This window comes from Rhizobium etli 8C-3, from assembly GCF_001908375.1.
Lineage (GTDB): Bacteria > Pseudomonadota > Alphaproteobacteria > Rhizobiales > Rhizobiaceae > Rhizobium > Rhizobium etli_B.
The window spans coordinates 146,258-166,618 of sequence record NZ_CP017241.1; the positions used below are offsets into that span (position 1 = coordinate 146,258).

21 protein-coding genes and 1 other RNA gene are annotated in these 20,361 nt (G+C 60.9%); 14 read left to right on the forward strand and 8 right to left on the reverse strand.

What is annotated here, in order from left to right:
• Window positions 1–11: 11 nt before the first annotated feature.
• Window positions 12–872 carry a prephenate dehydratase gene (locus AM571_RS00700; protein WP_074063000.1) on the forward strand — a complete coding sequence of 287 codons (861 nt, stop codon included), beginning with the start codon at window positions 12–14 and terminating at the stop codon, window positions 870–872.
• Between the two features lie 32 nt (window positions 873–904).
• Here the strand turns inward: AM571_RS00700 and AM571_RS00705 are convergent, their stop codons facing one another.
• The 5 genes from AM571_RS00705 to AM571_RS00725 all read right to left on the reverse strand — a co-directional run bounded on the left by AM571_RS00705 (window position 905) and on the right by AM571_RS00725 (window position 3,759).
• Window positions 905–1,273, reverse strand: a complete 369-nt coding sequence (locus AM571_RS00705) for a VOC family protein (RefSeq protein ID WP_074059743.1) — start codon at window positions 1,271–1,273, stop codon at window positions 905–907.
• 122 nt (window positions 1,274–1,395) lie between these two features.
• Window positions 1,396–1,626, reverse strand: coding sequence for a hypothetical protein (locus tag AM571_RS00710; RefSeq protein WP_074059744.1), 231 nt, complete (start codon window positions 1,624–1,626; stop codon window positions 1,396–1,398).
• A 70-nt stretch (window positions 1,627–1,696) separates the two neighbouring features.
• The gene (locus tag AM571_RS00715) at window positions 1,697–2,380 is read right to left on the reverse strand and encodes a helix-turn-helix transcriptional regulator (protein ID WP_074059745.1); all 684 of its coding nucleotides are present in this window, start codon (window positions 2,378–2,380) and stop codon (window positions 1,697–1,699) included.
• A gap of 9 nt (window positions 2,381–2,389) precedes the next feature.
• Window positions 2,390–3,352 carry an NAD(+) diphosphatase gene (gene nudC / locus AM571_RS00720; RefSeq protein ID WP_074059746.1) on the reverse strand — a complete coding sequence of 321 codons (963 nt, stop codon included), beginning with the start codon at window positions 3,350–3,352 and terminating at the stop codon, window positions 2,390–2,392.
• Window positions 3,349–3,759, reverse strand: a complete 411-nt coding sequence (locus tag AM571_RS00725; protein ID WP_196776299.1) for an HIT domain-containing protein — start codon at window positions 3,757–3,759, stop codon at window positions 3,349–3,351. The genes nudC and AM571_RS00725 overlap by 4 nt, the downstream gene beginning before the upstream one ends.
• Window positions 3,760–3,848: 89 nt before the next feature.
• On the opposite strand from AM571_RS00725, the gene ffs reads away from it, so the two are divergent.
• The 4 genes from ffs to AM571_RS00745 all read left to right on the forward strand — a co-directional run bounded on the left by ffs (window position 3,849) and on the right by AM571_RS00745 (window position 6,859).
• Window positions 3,849–3,945, forward strand: an RNA gene (gene ffs, locus AM571_RS00730) — signal recognition particle sRNA small type.
• Between the two features lie 46 nt (window positions 3,946–3,991).
• A complete protein-coding gene (locus AM571_RS00735) occupies window positions 3,992–5,869 on the forward strand; it encodes a DNA polymerase III subunit gamma/tau (RefSeq protein WP_074059748.1) in 1,878 nt (625 codons plus the stop codon).
• 21 nt (window positions 5,870–5,890) lie between these two features.
• Window positions 5,891–6,214 carry a YbaB/EbfC family nucleoid-associated protein gene (locus AM571_RS00740; protein WP_022713223.1) on the forward strand — a complete coding sequence of 108 codons (324 nt, stop codon included), beginning with the start codon at window positions 5,891–5,893 and terminating at the stop codon, window positions 6,212–6,214.
• A gap of 33 nt (window positions 6,215–6,247) precedes the next feature.
• A complete protein-coding gene (locus AM571_RS00745; RefSeq protein WP_074059749.1) occupies window positions 6,248–6,859 on the forward strand; it encodes a LysE family translocator in 612 nt (203 codons plus the stop codon).
• A gap of 305 nt (window positions 6,860–7,164) precedes the next feature.
• Here AM571_RS00745 and AM571_RS00750 read toward each other — a convergent pair whose 3' ends face one another.
• Complete coding sequence (locus AM571_RS00750) at window positions 7,165–7,788, reverse strand: MOSC domain-containing protein (RefSeq protein WP_074063001.1); 624 nt, start codon at window positions 7,786–7,788, stop codon at window positions 7,165–7,167.
• Between the two features lie 58 nt (window positions 7,789–7,846).
• Here AM571_RS00750 and recR point away from each other — a divergent pair, with 58 nt between their 5' ends.
• Both recR and AM571_RS00760 read left to right on the forward strand, forming a co-directional pair.
• Window positions 7,847–8,452 (forward strand): recombination mediator RecR, encoded by a 606-nt coding sequence (gene recR, locus AM571_RS00755; RefSeq protein WP_074059750.1) that lies wholly within the window; start codon window positions 7,847–7,849, stop codon window positions 8,450–8,452.
• 162 nt (window positions 8,453–8,614) lie between these two features.
• Window positions 8,615–9,838, forward strand: a complete 1,224-nt coding sequence (locus AM571_RS00760) for a lytic murein transglycosylase (protein WP_074059751.1) — start codon at window positions 8,615–8,617, stop codon at window positions 9,836–9,838.
• Between the two features lie 6 nt (window positions 9,839–9,844).
• Here AM571_RS00760 and AM571_RS00765 read toward each other — a convergent pair whose 3' ends face one another.
• Window positions 9,845–10,303, reverse strand: a complete 459-nt coding sequence (locus AM571_RS00765; RefSeq protein ID WP_074059752.1) for a GNAT family N-acetyltransferase — start codon at window positions 10,301–10,303, stop codon at window positions 9,845–9,847.
• A gap of 8 nt (window positions 10,304–10,311) precedes the next feature.
• Window positions 10,312–11,943, reverse strand: coding sequence for an MFS transporter (locus tag AM571_RS00770; protein ID WP_074059753.1), 1,632 nt, complete (start codon window positions 11,941–11,943; stop codon window positions 10,312–10,314).
• Between the two features lie 234 nt (window positions 11,944–12,177).
• Between AM571_RS00770 and rimP the strand changes: the two genes are divergently transcribed.
• The 7 genes from rimP to AM571_RS00805 all read left to right on the forward strand — a co-directional run bounded on the left by rimP (window position 12,178) and on the right by AM571_RS00805 (window position 20,326).
• Window positions 12,178–12,783 (forward strand): ribosome maturation factor RimP, encoded by a 606-nt coding sequence (gene rimP, locus AM571_RS00775; RefSeq protein WP_074059754.1) that lies wholly within the window; start codon window positions 12,178–12,180, stop codon window positions 12,781–12,783.
• A 59-nt stretch (window positions 12,784–12,842) separates the two neighbouring features.
• On the forward strand, window positions 12,843–14,447 hold the full coding sequence (nusA, locus tag AM571_RS00780) for a transcription termination factor NusA (RefSeq protein WP_074059755.1): 1,605 nt from the start codon (window positions 12,843–12,845) through the stop codon (window positions 14,445–14,447).
• Window positions 14,447–15,133, forward strand: a complete 687-nt coding sequence (locus AM571_RS00785) for an RNA-binding protein (protein WP_074059756.1) — start codon at window positions 14,447–14,449, stop codon at window positions 15,131–15,133. Before nusA ends, AM571_RS00785 begins: the two co-directional genes overlap by 1 nt.
• A 99-nt stretch (window positions 15,134–15,232) precedes the next feature.
• On the forward strand, window positions 15,233–17,917 hold the full coding sequence (gene infB, locus AM571_RS00790) for a translation initiation factor IF-2 (protein ID WP_074059757.1): 2,685 nt from the start codon (window positions 15,233–15,235) through the stop codon (window positions 17,915–17,917).
• A gap of 76 nt (window positions 17,918–17,993) precedes the next feature.
• Entirely contained in the window at window positions 17,994–18,401 is a 408-nt protein-coding gene (gene rbfA, locus AM571_RS00795) for a 30S ribosome-binding factor RbfA (RefSeq protein ID WP_074059758.1), read from the forward strand.
• A 12-nt stretch (window positions 18,402–18,413) separates the two neighbouring features.
• Complete coding sequence (truB, locus tag AM571_RS00800) at window positions 18,414–19,346, forward strand: tRNA pseudouridine(55) synthase TruB (protein ID WP_074059759.1); 933 nt, start codon at window positions 18,414–18,416, stop codon at window positions 19,344–19,346.
• Between the two features lie 128 nt (window positions 19,347–19,474).
• Entirely contained in the window at window positions 19,475–20,326 is an 852-nt protein-coding gene (locus tag AM571_RS00805) for an alpha/beta fold hydrolase (RefSeq protein WP_074059760.1), read from the forward strand.
• Window positions 20,327–20,361: the final 35 nt, after the last annotated feature.

The window sequence follows — 20,361 nt, forward strand, 5'->3', positions numbered from 1 at the left end:
AGGACATCGTCATGAACATCAAGACCAATCGAATCTCGTTTCAAGGCGAATTCGGCGCTAACTCCGACATGGCCTGCCGTGACATGTTCCCGACAATGGAGCCGTTGCCTTGCCAGACGTTTGAAGACGCCTTCACGGCGGTCGACAATGGCGATGCCGATATTGCGATGATCCCGATTGAAAACACGATCGCGGGCCGTGTCGCCGATATCCATCACCTCCTGCCGGAGTCGCGGCTGCACATCATCGCCGAATACTTCATGCCGATCCGTTTCCAGCTGATGGTGCTGCCCGGCGTCTCGAAGGACGAAATTCGCACCGTGCACAGCCACATCCACGCGCTGGGTCAATGCCGGAAGATCGTGCGCGCAAATGGCTGGAAGCCGGTGATTGCCGGAGATACGGCAGGTGCTGCAAAGCTCGTCAAGGAAACCGGCGACCGAACGATGGCGGCGCTCGCGCCGCGTCTTGCCGCCGAGCTCTATAGCCTCGACGTCGTTGCCGAAAATGTCGAGGACACCGAGAGCAATGTTACACGCTTCGTCGTGCTCTCGCGCGACGAGGAATGGGCAAACCGCGGCTCCGAGGAAGAAAAGATCGTCACGACCTTCGTCTTCAACGTCCGCAACATTCCGGCCGCGCTCTACAAGGCCCTCGGTGGTTTTGCGACGAACAACATCAACATGACGAAGCTCGAAAGCTATCAGTTGGGTGGCAAGTTCGTGGCGACGCAGTTTTACGCCGATATCGAAGGACATCCGAACGATCCCCATGTGCGCCGGGCTTTGGAAGAGTTGCGGTTCTTTTCAGAAAATGTCCGCATTCTCGGGGTCTACAGGGGCCATCCGATGCGGGGCCAGCTGCACAAGTGAGGAGGGGCGCCGGTGGCGCCCTTCCTGCTCTCTCACTTGTCGGGTTCGCACACGCGCAGCCGGTGGCCGTCCGGATCGAGCGCGACAAAGGTCGGGCCGAAATCGAGATCGGTCAGCTTCTGAGCAATCGGCAGACCGCGTTTTCGCCAATCCTCGTAGTGTTTGGCAACGGCATTTTCGCCAGCCACCATGAAGGCGACCTCTCCGCGATTGCCGATCGCGGAAGGTTGCGGCTCGACCGTGCTGCGCCGCCACAGGCCGAGCGTGAAACCGCCGTCGAGTGGGAAAGCGACGAAATTCGGCGCGGCAACCCCAGGCTCGCGGCCGAGCAGGTCTTTGTAGAAGATCGCACTTTCGGCGGGATCCTTGACGTAAAGAATGATGAGGTTGGGGCTGGTCATATCGGATGTCCCTCGGTTCTGGAATGGGTTGCACAGGTTCAGCGCTTGCCGGCGATCAACGGCGGCAAGCGCCAAAGCCGCCGCTGATTGGGCGGCGCTGGCCACTGGGCGGTGGGGCGAATTCAGTTGCTCTCGTGGTGTGGTTGGATCCAGTCCATGAACCCGATATCGCGCTTCATATAGTCGGACATCGCATCGAGATCGAGCTGAGGATAGCGGCTCCGCACCAGGTTGCGCGATGCGTTCAACATCATTCGCAGCATCAGAGATTGCGGGAATTTCGCTTGGGTAGATGTGTCCTCGGCAACGTCATTTCGGCATGTCGATCGAGTGGGGTTCAAGCTCGTCATCATCGGTCCTCCAGTTTGGGATTGTCCCGATAATAGCGCTGACCACTGTCAGTTTATGGCAGTAGTGTCGAGGCTAAGACGAAATTTCCTGCTGATCCCGCCACTCCTTGAGAAGCACGGCGCGGCGGCGCGGATACCGTACGTCTTGGGGTCTCATTTCGACGATCCGGTCGGTGCGGAAATGACGGTAATCCTGCCGCAGTTCGCACCAGGCCACCACGACGCGGACCTGCTCGAAGTAGCTGAGTGCAAAGGGCCAGATATTGCGGACGGAGACGGTCCCGCTCTCATCGGAATAGGTCAGTTTGAGAATCCGTTCGCTGCGGATCGCCTTGCGAATGGCGTCAAGATCGGCCTTGTCGGCAACGGGCGGACGCAGGTGAACGAGAAGCGTCGAGGTCTCGATTTCGTCGCGCATTTCATGTGGAAGGACATCGGCAATCTTCGCCAGCGCATCGGCGCCGGCAGCAGCAAGTCGCGGATCTGCCGCGCGGGCGACCCAGCGCGAACCGAGGACCAGCGCCTCGATCTCCTCCTGCGAAAACATCATCGGCGGCAGCATGAAACCGGGTTTCAAGACGTAGCCGACGCCGGGTTCTCCTTCGATCAGAGCGCCCTGGCCCTGGAGGCTGGCGATATCGCGATAGAGCGTGCGGATGCTGACGCCTGTTTCCGCTGCCAGGACGGCACCGCTTACCGGACGGCGGAAGCGCCGCAACGTCTGAAGCAGGGTCAGAAGGCGTTCCGAGCGCGCCATCGCATTGCCCTATTGCTTTTTCCACTCCACCCAATCGCGCATCAGGCGGTGGGCGATAGCGCCTTTGGGCGGCGAAGCCTGGCCGTTGGCGCCTGGGCGTTCGAGCATTTCAATTGTTTCCTCGCGGGTGAACCAGCGGCAATCCTCCAGTTCCGATTCGTCGCGATGGACCTCTGTCGATTTCGCCTCGGCATAGCAGCCGATCATCAGCGTATGCGGCATCGGCCACGGCTGCGACGCGTGGTAGCGAATCCGGCCGGTCTTGATGCCGGACTCCTCCAGCGTCTCGCGGCGCACGGCGTTTTCGATCGTTTCGCCGGGCTCGACGAAACCGGCGAGGCAGGAATACATGCCCGGCGTAAAATGGTGGCTGCGGCCGAGCAGGCAAAGGTCGCGCTGTTCATCGACCGCCAGCATGATAACCACAGGGTCGGTGCGCGGGAAGATCATGTTTTCGCAGGCCATGCAAATCCGCTTGTAGCCGCCGATGCGCATCTCCATCGTGCCACCGCAGCGGCCGCAGAAGCGGTTGTCGCCGTTCCAGCGGATGAGGCTTGCGGCCTGGGCGTATTCGCCGAGCAGAACGTCATCGACGAGCTGGTCGCGGTAGAGCGTGCGCGCGTCGGCGGGCTTGTAATGGCTTTCAAGATCGTCGGCCGGAATGCCGACGGGAACGGCAAGCCGCGGTTCGCCCGTTTTGCGGTATCCGAGCAGGATCGTCTCGTCCCAATGTGGCTGCAGTTCCTGCAGTTCGTAGCGGGCAAACAGCGGATCCAGCACCTGCCCATCATGCTTCAGGACAAGCTTGTCCTTGGCGAAGGCGAAGATGTGGGTGCCGTCCTTCGCCAGTGCCTTCTCGACGGACTCCTCGTCGCGATGTTCGGAATCACGGTTGAGGTCGTTTGCGGCAAAGGCAGTGAGATTGCTGGGTTCCGGATGTGGAACATCCGAATCGAAAAGCGAACGGTTCATGATGAAAGGGCTTCCCGCAACTTCGCTATGAATTCGTCTCTCTTGCCCGCTTCGTAGGGCTCGGCCTTACCGAAGCCCCAGACAGGGCCTGGCCAGTTGGCATCGCCTTCGAAGCGGGCAATGACATGAACATGAAGCTGGCGGACGATATTGCCAAGGGCCCCGATGTTGATTTTTGTGGCGCCGGTGATCTTCTTCAGCGCAGCCGCAGTCATTTCGGTTTCGAAGGCGAGAAGCACCTGATCGAGCGGCGTGAGTTCGAAGATCTCCGTGATGCCGGCCCTGCGTGGCACCAGGATCAGCCAGGGCCAGCGGGCGTCCTTCGATAAACGGAGATCACACAGACCCGTCTGCATGACTCTGTCGCTGTCGCTCTCCAGCCGACGGTCGAGAATGAAATCGTCCAACAGGCATTCCTCCATATTTTTCCTATGATTAGCAGTTTTTTTTGAGCTTGGCTTGCTTTTGATGGCGATATTGCCGATATGTGCATCCGGGAGGTTGGTGGTGGACGAGCCACTCGCCAACCGGGTCAGGTCCGGAAGGAAGCAGCCCTAACGAGCCCGGCACGGGTCATCGTGCCAGCCTCCCACCCTTCTTTCTTCCAAATGCCCGGCGTTCCGGGCGATAAGCAGGGCGATGAGCGACACCGAGCGACAGTCACAAGATGCCGCCTCGACGGGCACCGGGTACCGGGTGCTGGCACGCAAATACCGCCCCAAGGATTTCACGGACCTGATGGTCGGCCAGGAGCCGATGGTCCGCACGCTGACCAACGCCTTTGAGACCGGCCGCATTGCGCAGGCCTACATGCTGACGGGCGTCCGCGGCGTCGGCAAGACGACGACAGCCCGTATTCTGGCGCGCGCGCTGAATTACAAAACGCCCGAGATCGACAAGCCGACGATCGACCTGCGCGTACCGGGCGAGCATTGCCAGGCGATCATGGAAGGCCGCCATGTCGACGTGATCGAGATGGACGCTGCCTCCCATACCGGTATCGACGATATTCGTGAGATCATCGAGCAGGTACGCTATCGGCCGGTGTCTGCGCGCTACAAGGTTTATATCATCGACGAAGTCCACATGCTTTCGACACAGGCCTTCAACGGCTTGCTGAAGACGCTCGAAGAGCCGCCGGAGCACGTGAAGTTCATTTTCGCGACCACGGAAATCCGCAAGGTTCCGATTACCGTTCTTTCGCGCTGTCAGCGCTTCGATCTCCGCCGCATCAGCGCGGCCGATCTCGTCGGCTTGTTTACGACCATCGCAGCGAAGGAAGGCATCGATGCGGAGCCGGATGCGCTGGCGATGATCGCACGCGCCGCCGAAGGCTCGGCACGCGACGGCCTTTCGCTGCTTGACCAGGCGATCGCCCATGGCAGCGGTGTCGTCCAGGCGGAGGCGGTACGCGGCATGCTGGGCCTTGCCGATCGTGCTCGCATCGTCGACCTCTTCGAGCATGTTGCCAGAGGCGATGTCGCCGCAGCGCTCGCCGAATTTCAGGCGCAGTACGAGGCCGGCGCAAATCCCGTCGTCGTGTTGACCGACCTTGCCGATTTCACCCATCTCGTTACCCGGCTAAAATATGTTCCGGACGCTGCCAATGACCCGTCGCTCAGCGAAGTCGAGCGAACCAGGGCCTGCGAGTTCGCTCAAGGGATTGCGGTAACGGCGCTGTCGCGGATCTGGCAGATGTTGTTGAAGGGCATTGCGGAAACGGAAAGCTCTTCGCGCACGGCCGGTGCGGCGGAAATGGTGCTGATCCGGCTGGCACATGCGGCGCACCTGCCCTCGCCCGAAGATGCCGCGCGTCGCCTTGCCGAGCTCTCCGAAAACGGCAGCAGTTCGCGTCCTTCGCCTACGCCGTCGGGTAACGGCAGCAGCAATGGCGCCCGTGTACCCTATCAATCGGCGGTGGCCGTGCGCGCGACGGAGAGCACGCCGAGGCCGCAGCCTTCAGGGGGACCGGCCATGTTGCGTGCCGTACCCGATCCCGATCCGCAGCCGATGCAGGCGCCAGGCCGCATCGAGACGAAGCCAGCGCAAGCGCCCAAGCCGCTCGTTTCTGTCAATGCGATCGCCGATATCGTCAACCTCGCTACGGAAAAGCGCGACCCGAAGCTGAAAGCACTCGTGCGCAATTTCGTGCGGCCCGTGAAAATTGAATCGGGCCGTCTCGACGTGAACCTCACCGACGGGGCGCCGGCGACATTGCTCAACGAGCTTGCCGTCAAGTTGAAGGAATGGACCGGCATACACTGGATCGTCAGCCTCAGCCGCGAGGCCGGCGACCCGACGATGGTCGAGGCAGAGGCCAAGGCCAAGGAGCAGCAGGTGAGCGACGCCCGGCAGGATCCGGATGTGGCCGCGATCCTGGCGCATTTCCCCGGTGCAAGGATCATCGACGTGCGGGTAAGGGCACCCGAACCGGAGGAAGAGGGCGAGGCGAAACCGCCTGCAGTCGCCGAATCCGAAGAGGGTGACATTCTGCCCGGCGACGACCTAGATTTCTGAAGGTAAAGAAGGAACCAGACGATGCGCGACCTCATGGGCATGATGGGCAAAGTCAAGGAAATGCAGGCCAAGATGGAGCAGATGCAGGCGGAAATAGCCGAGCTCCAGGCTGAAGGAAAGGCGGGCGGCGGTCTCGTCACCGTTGTCATGAGTGGCAAGGGCGAACTCAAGAGCCTGAAGATTGACCCTTCGCTGTTCAAGGAAGACGACGTCGAGATCCTCGAGGATCTGATCATTGCCGCCCACAAGGATGCCAAGGACAAGGCGGAAGCCGCTGCAGCCGAAAAGACGAAGGCGCTGACTGCCGGGCTGCCGATCCCGCCCGGCTTCAAGATGCCGTTTTGAGATTTGCAGCCATCTACGCCGGGGAGAGCGCCGATGACGCTGACCAGTCTCATTGTTTTTGCCGGCTCTCTCTTCTTGGCCGCCGGTTCACCGGGGCCAAGCGTTGCGGCGCTTGTCGCCCGTGTATTGTCCAAGGGCACCCGTGACGTTCTGCCATTCCTCGCCGCCATGTGGATCGGCGAAGCGATCTGGCTGACCTGCGCGGTGGCTGGCCTTGCTGCGGTTGCCGGAACCTTCCATTTGGCCTTTGTCGCCATCAAGTGGCTCGGGGTCTGCTATCTGCTCTATCTTGCCTGGAAGATGTGGTTCGCCTCTCATGATGCGAGCGAGGAAAAGCTGCCTGAAGCCCGCTCCACCGCAAAGCTGTTCCTTGCGGGGATGACGGTGACGCTCGGCAATCCGAAGATCATGATGTTCTACGTCGCCCTGCTGCCTTCGATCGTCGATATTCATTCTGTGACGATTGTTGGCTGGACAGAACTCGTCGCGACCATGTTTGTTGTACTGATTGTGATCGACCTCAGCTGGGCACTCCTTGCCGCAAAAGCCCGCGGCTTCCTGAAGAGCCGCCGTGCGATCAGGATCGCAAATCGGGCCAGTGCCGGAACCATGGCCGGCGCCGCCGTCGCAATCGCGATGCGCTGAGCGACGTCTGTGGGAAATTTGGAACATTGCCTTCCTTAGAAGCCGCGGACGGTTAAATCGGGTCAGGAGTGTATGCGGTCAGTCGCAACAGATCGCGACCGATCTCGTTGGCGTCGGCGCGCGACACGAGCCAAGCGTGACCGCGCCTTGGCGCAGATGCTCTCAACAATGGTTTCAGTTGTCGACATATGCGCGCGCGGCCGCAGCCGGATGACCTTAATCATTGTCAAGCCGGAGGGCGGCGGTGTCGATGCGTGCCCGGCCGGCTCCAGCAATAGGCCTTGGGCTTTCCCAGCACGCCTGCGCTAGTGTGACAGCTGCGCTTCCAGAAGGTTGCGCAGTTTGAAGTGGATGGGCGCGGCGAGATACCGCGCACGGTCCTCGGGCGAGAGCAACTTGCCGAATGTCGCAAGCATCTCGGGCATGGTGACCTTCTGACCTGCGTACGGCACGTATTCGACGGGCAATCCGGCCTTTGCCACCCCACCGGTGATCACCCGGCAATAGATGCCGGGGCGGCTGGCCTTGGTATAGCGTCGCACGAATTTCGGATCGGCCATCCTTGCGGCGAAGGTCGCGCAGGGAATGCGCGCCGACGTCGCCTCGAGAACGAGGTCGCCCGCTACCAAGCGGTCTCCAACTGAAACTGTGCGGTTGTCTAGGCCATCGATGACAAGATTTTCGCCGAACGTGCCTGGTTCGATGGGGCGCCCGAGCTCTCCGGTCCACCAATCGAGTGTCAGCGATCCTTCGACATAGACGGCCTGATCGACACCGCCGTGATGCTCGCGGTTGCCGATGGCGTCGCCGACGAGGCCTTCGCAGTCGATGATCACGGCGCCGTTGACGGCATGCTTATGGATACCCGTCCTGTATTTCTTGCCGGGCAGCCGCTCGAAATTGCCGATGCAGACGGCACGTATTTTCATCATATGGTCTACTCTTTCCGTGATTCCGTTTCGGCAACATATGGGCTAAGAACGGCACATGACAAAGCGAGTCACCGGCCCCGAAATCGAAAAACTCATCCAGCTTCTGGCGAAGGTGCCGGGTCTCGGGCCTCGCTCGGCGCGGCGCGCGGCACTGCACCTGATCAAGAAGAAGGATCAGCTGCTCGGACCGTTGTCGACCGCGATGGGCGAAGCCTATGACAAGGTGAAGGTCTGCTCGCGCTGCGGAAATGTCGATACCGTCGATCCCTGCACCGTCTGCCTGGACGAGCGCCGCGACCACTCCGTCATCATCGTCGTTGAGGATGTTTCAGACCTCTGGGCATTGGAACGCGCCGGAGCAATGAACGCAACATATCATGTCCTGGGCGGCACGCTTTCGCCGCTTGATGGCGTCGGACCGGATGACCTCAACATTCGCGGACTGATCGATCGCATCGGCCAAGGCGGAATTCGCGAACTGATCATTGCCGTCAACGCCACCGTCGAGGGCCAAACCACAGCACACTATATAACGGACCAGCTGACGGGATTGGACGTGAAGATCACTCGGCTGGCGCATGGCGTGCCGGTCGGCGGCGAACTCGACTACCTCGACGAAGGGACACTGGCTGCTGCCTTGAGGGCAAGGACTGCGATCTGAGGAGGAAAAATGCGAAACGACACCCCCCTCTATCATTTGGTGTCATCCTTCCAACAAGGGGGGAGATCACACGGCGCTCGGCGAGGGCGCTGCCTGCCGATCTGCCCGCTTGAGAGAGAGATACTCGGCAGGGCAGAGTGGAGCAGCATTGGCCGCTTGGCCATGGCCTTGGCATGTCTTCTCGCTCTCCTCCCTCTGCCTGCACTTGCCCAAAGCAAGCCAGCGGTGGAAAGACAATTCCAGCAATGGATCATCAGCGATCTTGGCCCTGAAGCGAAGAAGGCCGGCATTTCGGAAAAGACGCTGCAGGCCGCATTCAGGGGAATCGCGCTCAACTGGAATCTTCCCGATCTTGCGCCTCCCGGGTTTCCGCCTGCGAAAGAACGAAAGCAGACGCAGGCCGAGTTTTCGTCGCCGGGTCCGTATTTCAACGAGGACCGGTTGAAGAAGCTGGCGACAACCGGACGCGGTTTAGCCTCGCAATATTCCTCGACGCTGAAACGTATCGAAAAGACCTATGGGGTGCCGGGTTCGATCGTCTTGGCGATCTGGGGCCGCGAGACCGGCTTCGGCGCGGCGAAGATCCCGAATTCGGCGATCGAGGTGCTGGCGACGAAGGCCTTCATGTCGACTCGCAGGGAAATGTTCCGGATCGAGCTGATTGCGGCGCTTCACATTCTCGAAGGCGGTGACGTAACGCCGGCTGGCTTCAGGAGCTCTTGGGCGGGAGCGCTCGGCCAGCCGCAATTCATGCCGACCAGCTATCTGAAATACGCGGTCGACTTCGATGGTGACGGCCACCGCAATATCTGGACGTCCGTGCCGGATACACTGGCATCTATAGCCAACTATCTTGTTAAGAAAGGCTGGCAGCGAAATCGTGACTGGGGCTTCGAGGTGACGATTCCGGCGGCGGTTTCCTGCGCACAGGAAGGTCCCGACATCGCACAGCCGCTTGCCCACTGGGCTTCGCTTGGCATCAATCGCAAGTCCGGCAAGGGCTTTCCATCCGGTGAAATGATGGCTGCGGGCATGATGCTTGTGCCAGCCGGGCGCGATGGGCCTGAATTCATCGTCACGCCGAACTTCTATATCATCAAGGAATACAACAACTCGGATCTCTACGCGCTCTATATCGGCAACCTCGCCGACCGGATCGCATATGGCTCCGGCGCCTTTCAAGGTGCTTGGGGCGATGTCGGTAAGATGCTGCGATCCGATGTGGCGGCAATGCAGAAGGCGCTGGAGCGCCAAGGCTACGATGTGGGCGGATCGGACGGCTTGCCGGGCTACAAGACCCGCCGGTCCATCGGACGGTGGCAGGAAAAGAACGGTATGCGACCGACCTGTTTTCCCGATGCCTCGATGAAGGGCAGACTGAAGTGAGCGTGCCTATAGGCTAAGCTTCAGCCCCTCATGGCTCGCAGCAAAGCCGAGCTTTTCATAGAAGCGGATTGAGCCGGCCCGGGATTTGTCCGAGGTGAGCTGCACGATCTTGCAGCCGCGCGCACGGCATGTCTCTATCGCCCACTCGATGAATTCGGTCCCCAGCCCGCTGCCGCGTGCTTGCCTTGCAATCCTTACACTCTCGATCTGCCCGCGCCACGTGCCGGTGCGCGACAATCCGGGAATGAAGGAGACCTGCAGACAGCCTACGACGTGATGCTTTTGATCCATGGCAACCGCAAGCAGTTGGTTCTTGTCCGCGTCGATTGCGTCAAAGGCCGTCTGATAGCGTCGATCGACGGGATCGGCGACGACCTCTCTGCCTTGGCCGATATCGTCGTCGGCAAGCAGCCGGATGATGTCGACAAGATCGGTTTGGCAGGCTTTTCGAAATGCGTGGTTCATCGCGGGCCTCAGTGGTGAAGATCGATCGGCGCCTTGTGAAACACGTCGTCGGATGGGGGGATGGTCTGTCGCTCGATCATGCGGTGAACATGCGGCGCTGCCGTGCCGCCGTGGAGGGCGCGCAGGCGATCGGCGTTTTCCGCATCGGCCTGTGTGCGGCGCTGATTGTGGCGGATGTACTCGACCCAGGTCGGCGTGTGGTAGGTTTCGGTCCAGGTACCGGGATTTTCGAGGTCGCGCATCAGCGCCCAGTTGCGTGCGCCGTCGCGGATGCGGATGCGCCGCCGTTCCCCCATCAGCGTCAGGAATTCGGGAAGGTCGCTGTCGCCGATCTGATAATCGACCTGAATGACGATCGGCCCGCTGCGGGGCGTGATATCGAGCCCGAGTGCGGGCTCGATGAAGCGGTTGAGCGGGTCGAGATTGAGCGAGGCAAAGGCCGGCATCGAGAGGCGAAAACCGACAACGATGCCAACCAGCATCACCGCGGCTGAGCCATAAAGCGCATTCGAAACGCCGAAGCGATCGGCGGCCACACCCCAGAGCCAGCTGCCACCGGCAATGCCGCCGAAGGTGACCGTCTGATAAAGCGACAGCGCCCGGCCGACGACCCAGCGCGGCGTCGAAAGCTGCACGATCGTGTTGAACAATGAAAGCGCAAGTACCCAGCACGCGCCCGAAACGAGCAGCCCCGCCGAGGTGAGCACGGCAAACGGGCTCGACGCGGCGATCACCATGCTGATGGCAAAACCGCCAAAGGCGTAGCGGATGATGGTCTCGCTGCTGAACATCTCGCGCAGCCGCGCGTTGAGCGCCCCGCCGCCGATCGCGCCGATGCCGAAGGAGCCGAGCATGAAGCCGTAGGTCAGCGGCCCGCCGGCGACGAGATCGATTGCGACGATCGGCAGAAGAGCGAGCACCGAGCTTGCGCCCACGCCGAAGATCAGGCCGCGGATGAGCACCTTTTCAAGGTTGGGCGACATCGAGACATATCGAAGGCCGGCGGAGATCGCGCTCCCGAGGCTTTCGCGCGGCAGGCTGGAAGCGGGCAGCGATGGCTTCCAGCGCGTGAGTGCGTAGATGAGCGCAAAATAACTGACCGTATTCACCATAAAGGCAGCAGCAGCACCCGCCGTCGCGACAATGACGCCGCCGATGGCGGGTCCAACGCTCCGGGTCATGTTGAACCCCATGCTGTTCAGCGTCACCGCATTCGGCAGGTCTGCCCGCGGCACCATATCGCCGACGGAGGCCTGCCAGGAGGGGTTGTTGAGGGCGGTGCCGCAGCCGATCAGGAAGGTGAAGAACAGGAGCAGCCAGGGCGTGATCCAGCCGAGCAGGGCGCAGGCGGTGAGGATCGTCGAGACGGCAAGCATGAGGAATTGCGCCGTCAGCATCACCTGCCGCCGGTCGAAATTGTCGGCGAGCGCGCCTGAGATGAGCGAAAACAGCATTATGGGAAGCGCTGTCGAGGTCTGGACCAGCGCCACCATGTCCTCGGAAGCGGTAAGTGTCGTCATCATCCACGCGGCCCCTACCGCCTGGATCAACCCGCCGAAATTCGAGGCCAGGCTTGCAAACCAGATTGTGCGGTAGGTTTCATGCTTCAGCGGCGCCAGCGTTGACGAATTGGATGGCACGATTCCTCCGCTTGCTAAATTCTTCCTCGGCTCCAATATATGAGGAAGCTCGACCGTGGCTAGGCGCGATTGGCCTGCGGCGGCGCATTTGAGCCGAGAGCTTGCAATTTCGTAAAAACCGGCCTATATGCCACTCAAATTCTTGATCGTGCGATGAAGAGTGGGCCGCAAGGACCCGCTCTTTTTTATTAGCGCGATCGCCTGGATGCATGAAAATTGCAAGGAGCGCATCGCTTGTCGGATCCGACGAACGCAGACAATGAACTTGAGCCGCGGCTGATTACCGAAACTGGGCTTGACCAGCGCCTTGCCGACATCATCGAACCCGTGCTCGTCGGCATGGGCTTCCGCCTGACCCGCGTGCGCATGCTCAACCAGAACGGCGCTACGCTGCAGATCATGGCAGAGCGTAACGATGGTGCGATGAGCGTCGAAGACTGCGAAGAGGTCTCGATGGCCATTTCTCCGGTTCTTGATGTGGAAGATCCGATCGATCGGGAGTATCATCTGGAAGTGTCCTCGCCCGGTATCGACCGGCCTTTGGTTCGGAAATCCGATTTCAGCCGTTGGCAAGGGCACCTTGTGAAGTGCGAAACGTCGATCATGATCGGCAACCGCAAGCGCTTTCGCGGAAAGATCATCGAAGCGGACGCGGATGGTTTCACCCTCGAACGTGACCAGGTTGCCGATGGCGAAGAGCAGAAGGTCACCATTCCCTTCACGGCGCTCAGCGATGCGAAGCTCATTCTGACCGACGATCTGATTCGCGATGCGCTGCGCGCCGATAAGGCCGCGAAAGCGCAGGCAGCGAACCAGAACGAGGCGGAAGACGAAGAATAACCGATCAACTACGGCTCCAGGGAAGGGAACCCTAAGGGCCAGGACGGAGAGATAAGACAATGGCAGTTAGTGCGAACCGGCTCGAACTTCTGCAGATCGCAGATGCAGTGGCGCGCGAAAAGGTCATCGACCGCGAAATCGTGCTCGCCGCGATGGCGGATGCGATTCAGAAGGCGGCGCGCTCCCGTTATGGCACGGAATCGAACATCCGCGCCGATATCAATCCGAAGACCGGCGAAATTCGCCTGCAGCGCCTGCTTGAAGTCGTCGACAAGGCTGAAGACTACTCCACGCAGATCCCGTTGGAGCTGGCCCGCGACCGCAACCCGGACGCAGCGCTTGGCGACTTCATCGCTGATCCGCTGCCGCCGATGGATTTCGGCCGTATTGCCGCCCAGTCGGCCAAGCAGGTCATCGTCCAGAAGGTTCGCGAAGCCGAGCGTGACCGGCAGTTCGACGAGTTCAAGGATCGCGTCGGCGAAATTGTCAACGGTACCGTCAAGCGCGTCGAATACGGCAACGTCATCGTCGATCTCGGCCGTGGCGAAGGAATCATCCGCCGTGACGAAATGATCCCGCGCGAAAACGTCCGCTACGGCGACCGCGTTCGCGCATATGTCTATGACGTGCGCCGCGAACAGCGCGGTCCGCAGATTTTCCTGTCGCGCACGCATCCTCAGTTCATGGTCAAGCTCTTCACCATGGAAGTGCCGGAGATCTACGACGGCATCATCCAGGTCCGCTCGGTCGCCCGCGATCCGGGTTCGCGTGCCAAGATCGCTGTCATCTCGAACGATAGCTCGATCGATCCGGTCGGTGCCTGCGTCGGCATGCGCGGTTCGCGCGTCCAGGCCGTCGTTGGTGAGCTTCAGGGCGAAAAGATCGACATCATTCCCTGGTCGCAGGATCCGGCGACCTTCGTCGTCAACGCGTTGCAGCCGGCTGAAGTCGCCAAGGTCGTTCTCGACGAAGATGCAGAACGCATTGAAGTCGTGGTTCCCGACGAGCAGCTTTCGCTGGCCATCGGCCGTCGCGGTCAGAACGTGCGCCTCGCCTCGCAGCTGACCGGCTGGGACATCGACATCATGACGGAAGCCGAAGAATCCGAGCGCCGTCAGAAGGAATTCAACGAACGCACCAACCTCTTCATGGATGCGCTCGACGTTGACGAAATGGTCGGCCAGGTTCTGGCTTCCGAAGGCTTTGCCGCCGTTGAAGAACTCGCCTATGTCGACCTCGACGAAATTTCCTCGATCGACGGCTTCGATGAAGAGACGGCGCAGGAAATCCAGCAGCGTGCTCGCGAATATCTCGAGAAGCTCGAAGCGGAGATGGACGAGAAGCGCAAGGCGCTCGGGGTTTCCGACGAACTGCGTCAGATCGACGGTATGACCGCCCAGATGATGGTTGCGCTTGGCGAGGACGGCATCAAGACGCTGGAAGATTTCGCAGGCTGCGCGGCGGACGATCTCGTCGGCTGGTCAGAACGCAAGAACGGCGAAACCAAGAAGTTCGAGGGCCTCTTCTCGAAGTTCGACGTTTCGCGTGTCGAGGCCGAGCAGATGGTCGTCCAGGCACGCCTTGCCGCCGGCTGGATTACCGAGGAGGATCTTGCCAAGGACGCTGAAGTTGTCGAAGCCAACGCTGCCGAGCAGGAAGCATAATGATCGCGGAGCTGCACGCTTCTCCTGAGGACGATGATCTTGCAGGTTATGACGTGAACAGCCGCATGTGCATCGTGACGCGTGAAAGCGGATCGCCGGATGAGTTGATCCGCTTCGTGGCAGCGCCTGACGGGACGGTGATCGCCGACCTGAAGCGTCAGCTTCCGGGGCGCGGCTGCTGGGTCAAGCTCGATCGCGCATCGGTCGACAAGGCTGTGGCGAAGAAGTCTTTCGCCCGCGCATTGAAGACCGATGTGAAGGCGGCAGCCGATCTCGGTGAAACCGTCGACCGGCTGCTTACACAGCAGCTGATGCAGATGATGAACATGGCGCGTAAGGCGGGTCAGTTCGTCAGCGGCTCCTCGAAAGTGGATGCCGCAGTCAGAAGCGGAGCAGCAATCGCCGTGTTTCATTCGACGGATGCGGCGGACGATGGTGTTAGAAAAATCGACCAGGCTCGCAAGGCCTGGCACCTCGGAATGGAAACCGAGGAGAAAATACCTTCTTTTCGTCTCTTCTCGGAGAGCGAAATGGAAGGCGTGATGGGCCAGAATGCTTTTATCCATGCCGCAGTGCTTGCAGGGCAGGCAGGTGAGGGTGTAGTGAAGCGCGCAAAGATGCTCGAAAGGTACCGCAGCGGCGGTCAATCCCGGGCACTAGGCGGCGCTGGCCAGCAAAAACAATGATGCGGCGACCGGCACCGGCCGGCCCATCATTGATCGAAAAATATTTGAACGATAGGGTTTGATGACGTCATCGCTCCCTGTCCGAAGGAACGGGAACGAATGACAGATAGCAATGACGACAAGACGCTTGGAGCAAAGAAGACGCTTACCCTGAAGCCATCGGGGATAAGCCAGGGCACCGTGCGCCAGGATATGGGCCGTGGTCGCACCAAGGCGGTCGTTGTCGAGACCCGCAAGCGGCGCCCGATGCGCCCCGAAGACGATCGCCCGACCACGCCGGCTCCAGTAACCCGCGCGCCAGAATCCGCTCCGGTCGCAACGCAGGCGCCTGCGCCTCGCATCCAACCGCCTGGCGGCGGCCAGCCGCCGCGCCCTCAGCAGCAGGCTTCGCAGGCTCCTCGCCAGCAGGATCGCCCGCGTCCGGTTGTCCTCAACCATCTTTCGCCTGAGGAAATGGACGCCCGACGGCGCGCGCTAGCGCTGGCCCAGGTCCGTGATGCAGAAGATGCAGTCCGCCGGGCTGAAGAAGAAAAGCGCCGTGCAGCCGAAGAAGCCGCCCGCCGTGAAGCGGAAGCAGCCGAAGCGGCCCGGCGTGCAGCCGAAGAGGCCGCCCGTCCTTCTGCGCCGGTCGAGGAGGCTCCTGCGCCCGAAGCAGTCGAGGTTGAGGCGGAAGCTCCGCGCCCGGCGCCGGCCGTGCGCCGTCCCGAGACTTCGGCGCCGACGTCTCCACGTCCGGCTCCAGCTGGGGTTGCCGCCGTGGTCCGCGGCCGTCGTCCGGAAGGTGAGGAGGAAGAACGCGGATCTCCTCGTGGGGCTCCTGCCCGTGGCAGGGTCGTTCGTCCGGAACCGGCAAAGCCGGTGACGACGCGACCGAAGACCGAAGAGGAGCGTCGCCGCGGCAAGCTGACGATCACGACGGCAAATGTCGATGACGACGGCAATGCGCGCGGCCGTTCGCTTTCCGCCATGCGTCGCCGCCAGGAGAAGTTCCGCCGCAGCCAGATGCAGGAAACGCGCGAGAAGATTTCCCGCGAAGTCATTCTGCCGGAAACCATCACCATCCAGGAACTGTCGCAGCGCATGTCGGAACGCGCCGTCGACGTCATCAAGTTCCTGATGAAGGAAGGCCAGATGATGAAGCCAGGCGACGTCATCGACGCCGATCTGGCAGAACTCATCGCCGGCGAATTCGGTCATACCGTCAAGCGTGTGTCTGAATCGGACGTCGAACTCGGGATCTTCAATGTGACGGATGAAGGCGGCGAACAAGTTTCGCGTCCGCCGGTCGTCACCATCATGGGTCACGTCGACCACGGCAAAACCTCGCTGCTCGACGCCATCCGCCATGCCAACGTGGTTGCTGGCGAAGCCGGCGGCATTACGCAGCATATCGGCGCCTATCAGGTGGAACAGAACGGCCAGAAGATCACCTTCATCGACACGCCCGGCCACGCCGCCTTCACGGCAATGCGTGCACGCGGTGCGCAGGCGACCGACATTGCCGTTCTCGTCGTCGCCGCCGACGACAGCGTGATGCCTCAGACGATCGAATCGATCAATCATGCCAAGGCGGCAGGCGTTCCGATCATCGTTGCGATCAACAAGATCGACAAGCCGACGGCCAATGCCCAGAAGGTTCGCACCGAACTTCTGCAGCATGAGGTCTTCGTCGAGTCCATGGGCGGTGAAGTTCTCGACGTCGAGGTTTCGGCGAAGAACGGCACCAACCTCGACAAGCTGCTCGAGGCGATCCTGCTGCAGTCGGAGATCCTGGATCTGAAGGCCAACCCCGACCGCACCGCGGAAGGCACGGTCATTGAAGCTCAGCTTGATCGCGGTCGCGGTTCCGTTGCGACTGTCCTCGTCCAGAAAGGCACGCTGCGTCCCGGTCAGATTATCGTCGCTGGCGATGTCTGGGGCCGCGTGCGTGCTCTCGTCGATGACAAGGGCAACCATGTCAAGGAAGCGGGGCCGGCCACTCCGGTTGAGGTTCTGGGTCTTTCGGGCACGCCGCAGGCGGGCGACAGGTTCGCCGTTGTCGAAAACGAAGCTCGCGCCCGCGAGATTTCCGAGTACCGTCAGCGTCTCGCCCGCGACAAGGCTGCTGCCCGCCATTCGGGCCAGCGCGGCTCGCTGGAACAGATGATGAGTCAGCTTCAGACGGCCGGCGTCAAGGAGTTCCCGCTGGTTGTCAAGGGCGACGTGCAGGGCTCGATCGAGGCGATCGCCGGTGCGCTCGACAAGCTGGGAACGGACGAGGTTCGCGCTCGGATCGTTCATTCCGCGGCTGGTGGTATCACCGAGTCGGATATCTCCCTTGCGGAAGCATCCGGCGCTGCGATCATCGGCTTCAACGTTCGTGCGAATGCGCAGGCGCGTACGCTGGCCGAGCGTCAGGGCATAGAAATCCGTTACTACAACATCATCTACGATCTCGTGGATGACGTTAAGGCAGCGATGTCGGGCCTGCTCTCTCCGGAGCGGCGCGAGACCTTCCTCGGCAATGCCGAGATCCTCGAGGTGTTCAACATCACGAAGGTCGGGAAGGTGGCGGGTTGCCGCGTTACCGAAGGCAAGGTCGAGCGTGGCGTCGGCGTCCGCCTCATCCGCGACAACGTCGTCATCCACGAAGGCAAGCTCAAGACACTCAAGCGCTTCAAGGACGAAGTCTCGGAAGTGCATTCCGGCCAGGAATGCGGTATGGCCTTCGAGAATTACGAAGATATCCGCGCGGGCGACACGATCGAATGCTTCCGCGTCGAGCACATCACCCGCACGCTCTGACGGCGCGAGACTTGAATTTTCGACGGGCGCCGGATCATTCAGAGGCCGGCGCCCGAACCTTTTTGGGCAGAGAAGAATGACCACGAAACCCACATCCTCGGCACCTTCGCAGCGCATGCTGCGCGTCGGCGAACAAGTGCGTGCGGCGATCACGCAGGTCCTCCAGCGTGGCGAAGTGCGCGACGACGTGATTGAAAAGACTGTCATTTCGATCTCTGAAGTCCGCATGTCTCCGGACCTGAAGATCGCGACAGCCTACGTGACGCCGCTTGGCATTTCCGATCACGGCGCCGTCATCGATGCGCTGAACCGCAACGCAAAGTACATTCGCGGCCGTCTCGGCCCGCAGCTTCGGCAGATGAAATATATGCCGGAGGTCCGTTTCCGCGACGATACGAGCTTCGACAACTACAAGAAGATCGATGAATTGTTGCGCTCGCCCGAAGTCCAGCGCGACCTTAACGGCGACACTGAAGAAGAATAGCAGAAGAAGCGAATGTCCAAACCACGCAAACCCAAGGGCCGCCCGGTTTCCGGCTGGCTGATTCTCGATAAGCCTGTTGATTTTGGTTCAACGGAGGCCGTCTCCAAGATCAAGTGGCTCTTCAAGGCGCAGAAGTGCGGCCATGCCGGCACACTCGATCCGCTGGCGTCCGGGATGCTGCCGATTGCGCTTGGCGATGCGACGAAGACTGTCCCCTATGTCATGGACGGCCGCAAGATCTACGAATTCAAGGTCACCTGGGGGGAGGAGCGTGCAACCGACGACCTCGAAGGCGAGGTGGTTCGCAGTTCCAGCAAGCGGCCGACAGAAGAGCAGATCCGCAACCTTCTTGCGAAATACACCGGTGTCATCAGCCAGGTGCCGCCGCAGTTTTCCGCGATCAAGATCGCCGGCGAGCGCGCATATGATCTGGCGCGCGAAGGCGAGACGGTCGAGATCCCTTCCCGTGAAGTCGAGATTTTCCGCCTGACGCTGCTTGCCTGCCTGGACGAGAACACCGCGCATTTCGAAGTCGAGTGCGGCAAGGGCACGTATGTCCGTGCTCTGGCTCGCGATTTCGGCCGCGATTTCGGCTGCTACGGCCATATCTCGGGGCTACGCCGGACCTACGTGGCACCTTTTGCCGAAGACAGCATGGTGCCGCTTGCAAGCCTCGTCGCTCTTGAGGAAATTGATGACACGGACGAGCGTCTTGCCGCCCTCGACGCCCTGCTGATCGATACCAGCGAAGCCTTGTCCTCACTGCCACACCTTGCCGTCAATGACGATCAGGCACATCGCCTGAGAATGGGTAATCCCATCCTGGTGCGTGGCCGTGATGCGCCGGTTGCCGAAACCGAAGCCTATGCGACGGCACGCGGTAAGCTCATCGCGATCGGCGAGATCGGTCAGGGAGAGTTCCGCCCAAAGCGCGTCTTCGTTTGATGCGCAATGCGTCTTTCCGGGAAGGCTACCGCGCAAATTCCAGCTGCGGATGGTAATTGTCAATCATCTCCCTTGAGCTATGTATCTCCTCTTTGCGGTTAAAGGCCGCCCAGATTGAGGAGCAGGTCATGCGCGCAGTTGTGGTCGCAGTCGCATTGTTATTTTCGGCCGTTTTCGCAGCTGCAAGCGCCCGGTCGGCCGAGCGCTGGGCGGAATTGCCCGCCTTTCCTCCCATGCCGCCGGCCAAGACGAGCGGCATGGCCCCTGTAAACGACATCAAGATGTATTACGCCGAATACGGTGCGGGCGACCCGATCCTGTTCATCCATGGGGGCCTCGGCAGTGCCGAAGTCTGGGGACGTCAGGTCGAGGATTTTGCCAAGGACCATCTCGTGATAGTTGCCGACAGCCGCGGGCACGGACGCTCGACGCGCAGCGGACAGCCTTTCGGCTATGATCTCATGACGTCCGATTATGTCGCGTTGCTCGACTATCTGAAGCTCGACAAGGTCACGCTTGTCGGCTGGTCCGATGGAGGCATCATCGGCATCGACATGGCGATGAAGCATCCCGAGAAGTTGACGCGTGTCATCGCGCAGGCTGCCAACGTGACGACGGAGGGAGTGAAGTCTGACGTGATGACGAACAAGACCTTCAGCGCCTATGTCGATGCCGCGGGCGAGGCCTACAAGAAGCTCTCGCCGACACCGAACGAATATGACGCGTTCGTCAACCAGATTTCGGCGATGTGGATGCGTGAGCCGGCCTGGACTGCTGCCGATCTCGGCAGGATCACCGTGCCCGTTACCCTGGCGATCGGTGACCACGACGAAGCGATCAAGCTCGATCACACCGAAAGGATGGCCAAGGAGATTCCCGGTGCCAAGCTCGTCATCTTGAAGGACGCCAGCCACTTTGCAATGCTGCAAGATCCCGAAGGCTACGATGCGATGATCCGTGACGCGATGGCGGGCAGGTGATAAACCGGCCATCTGGTGCCGGCCCCTTTCCATCG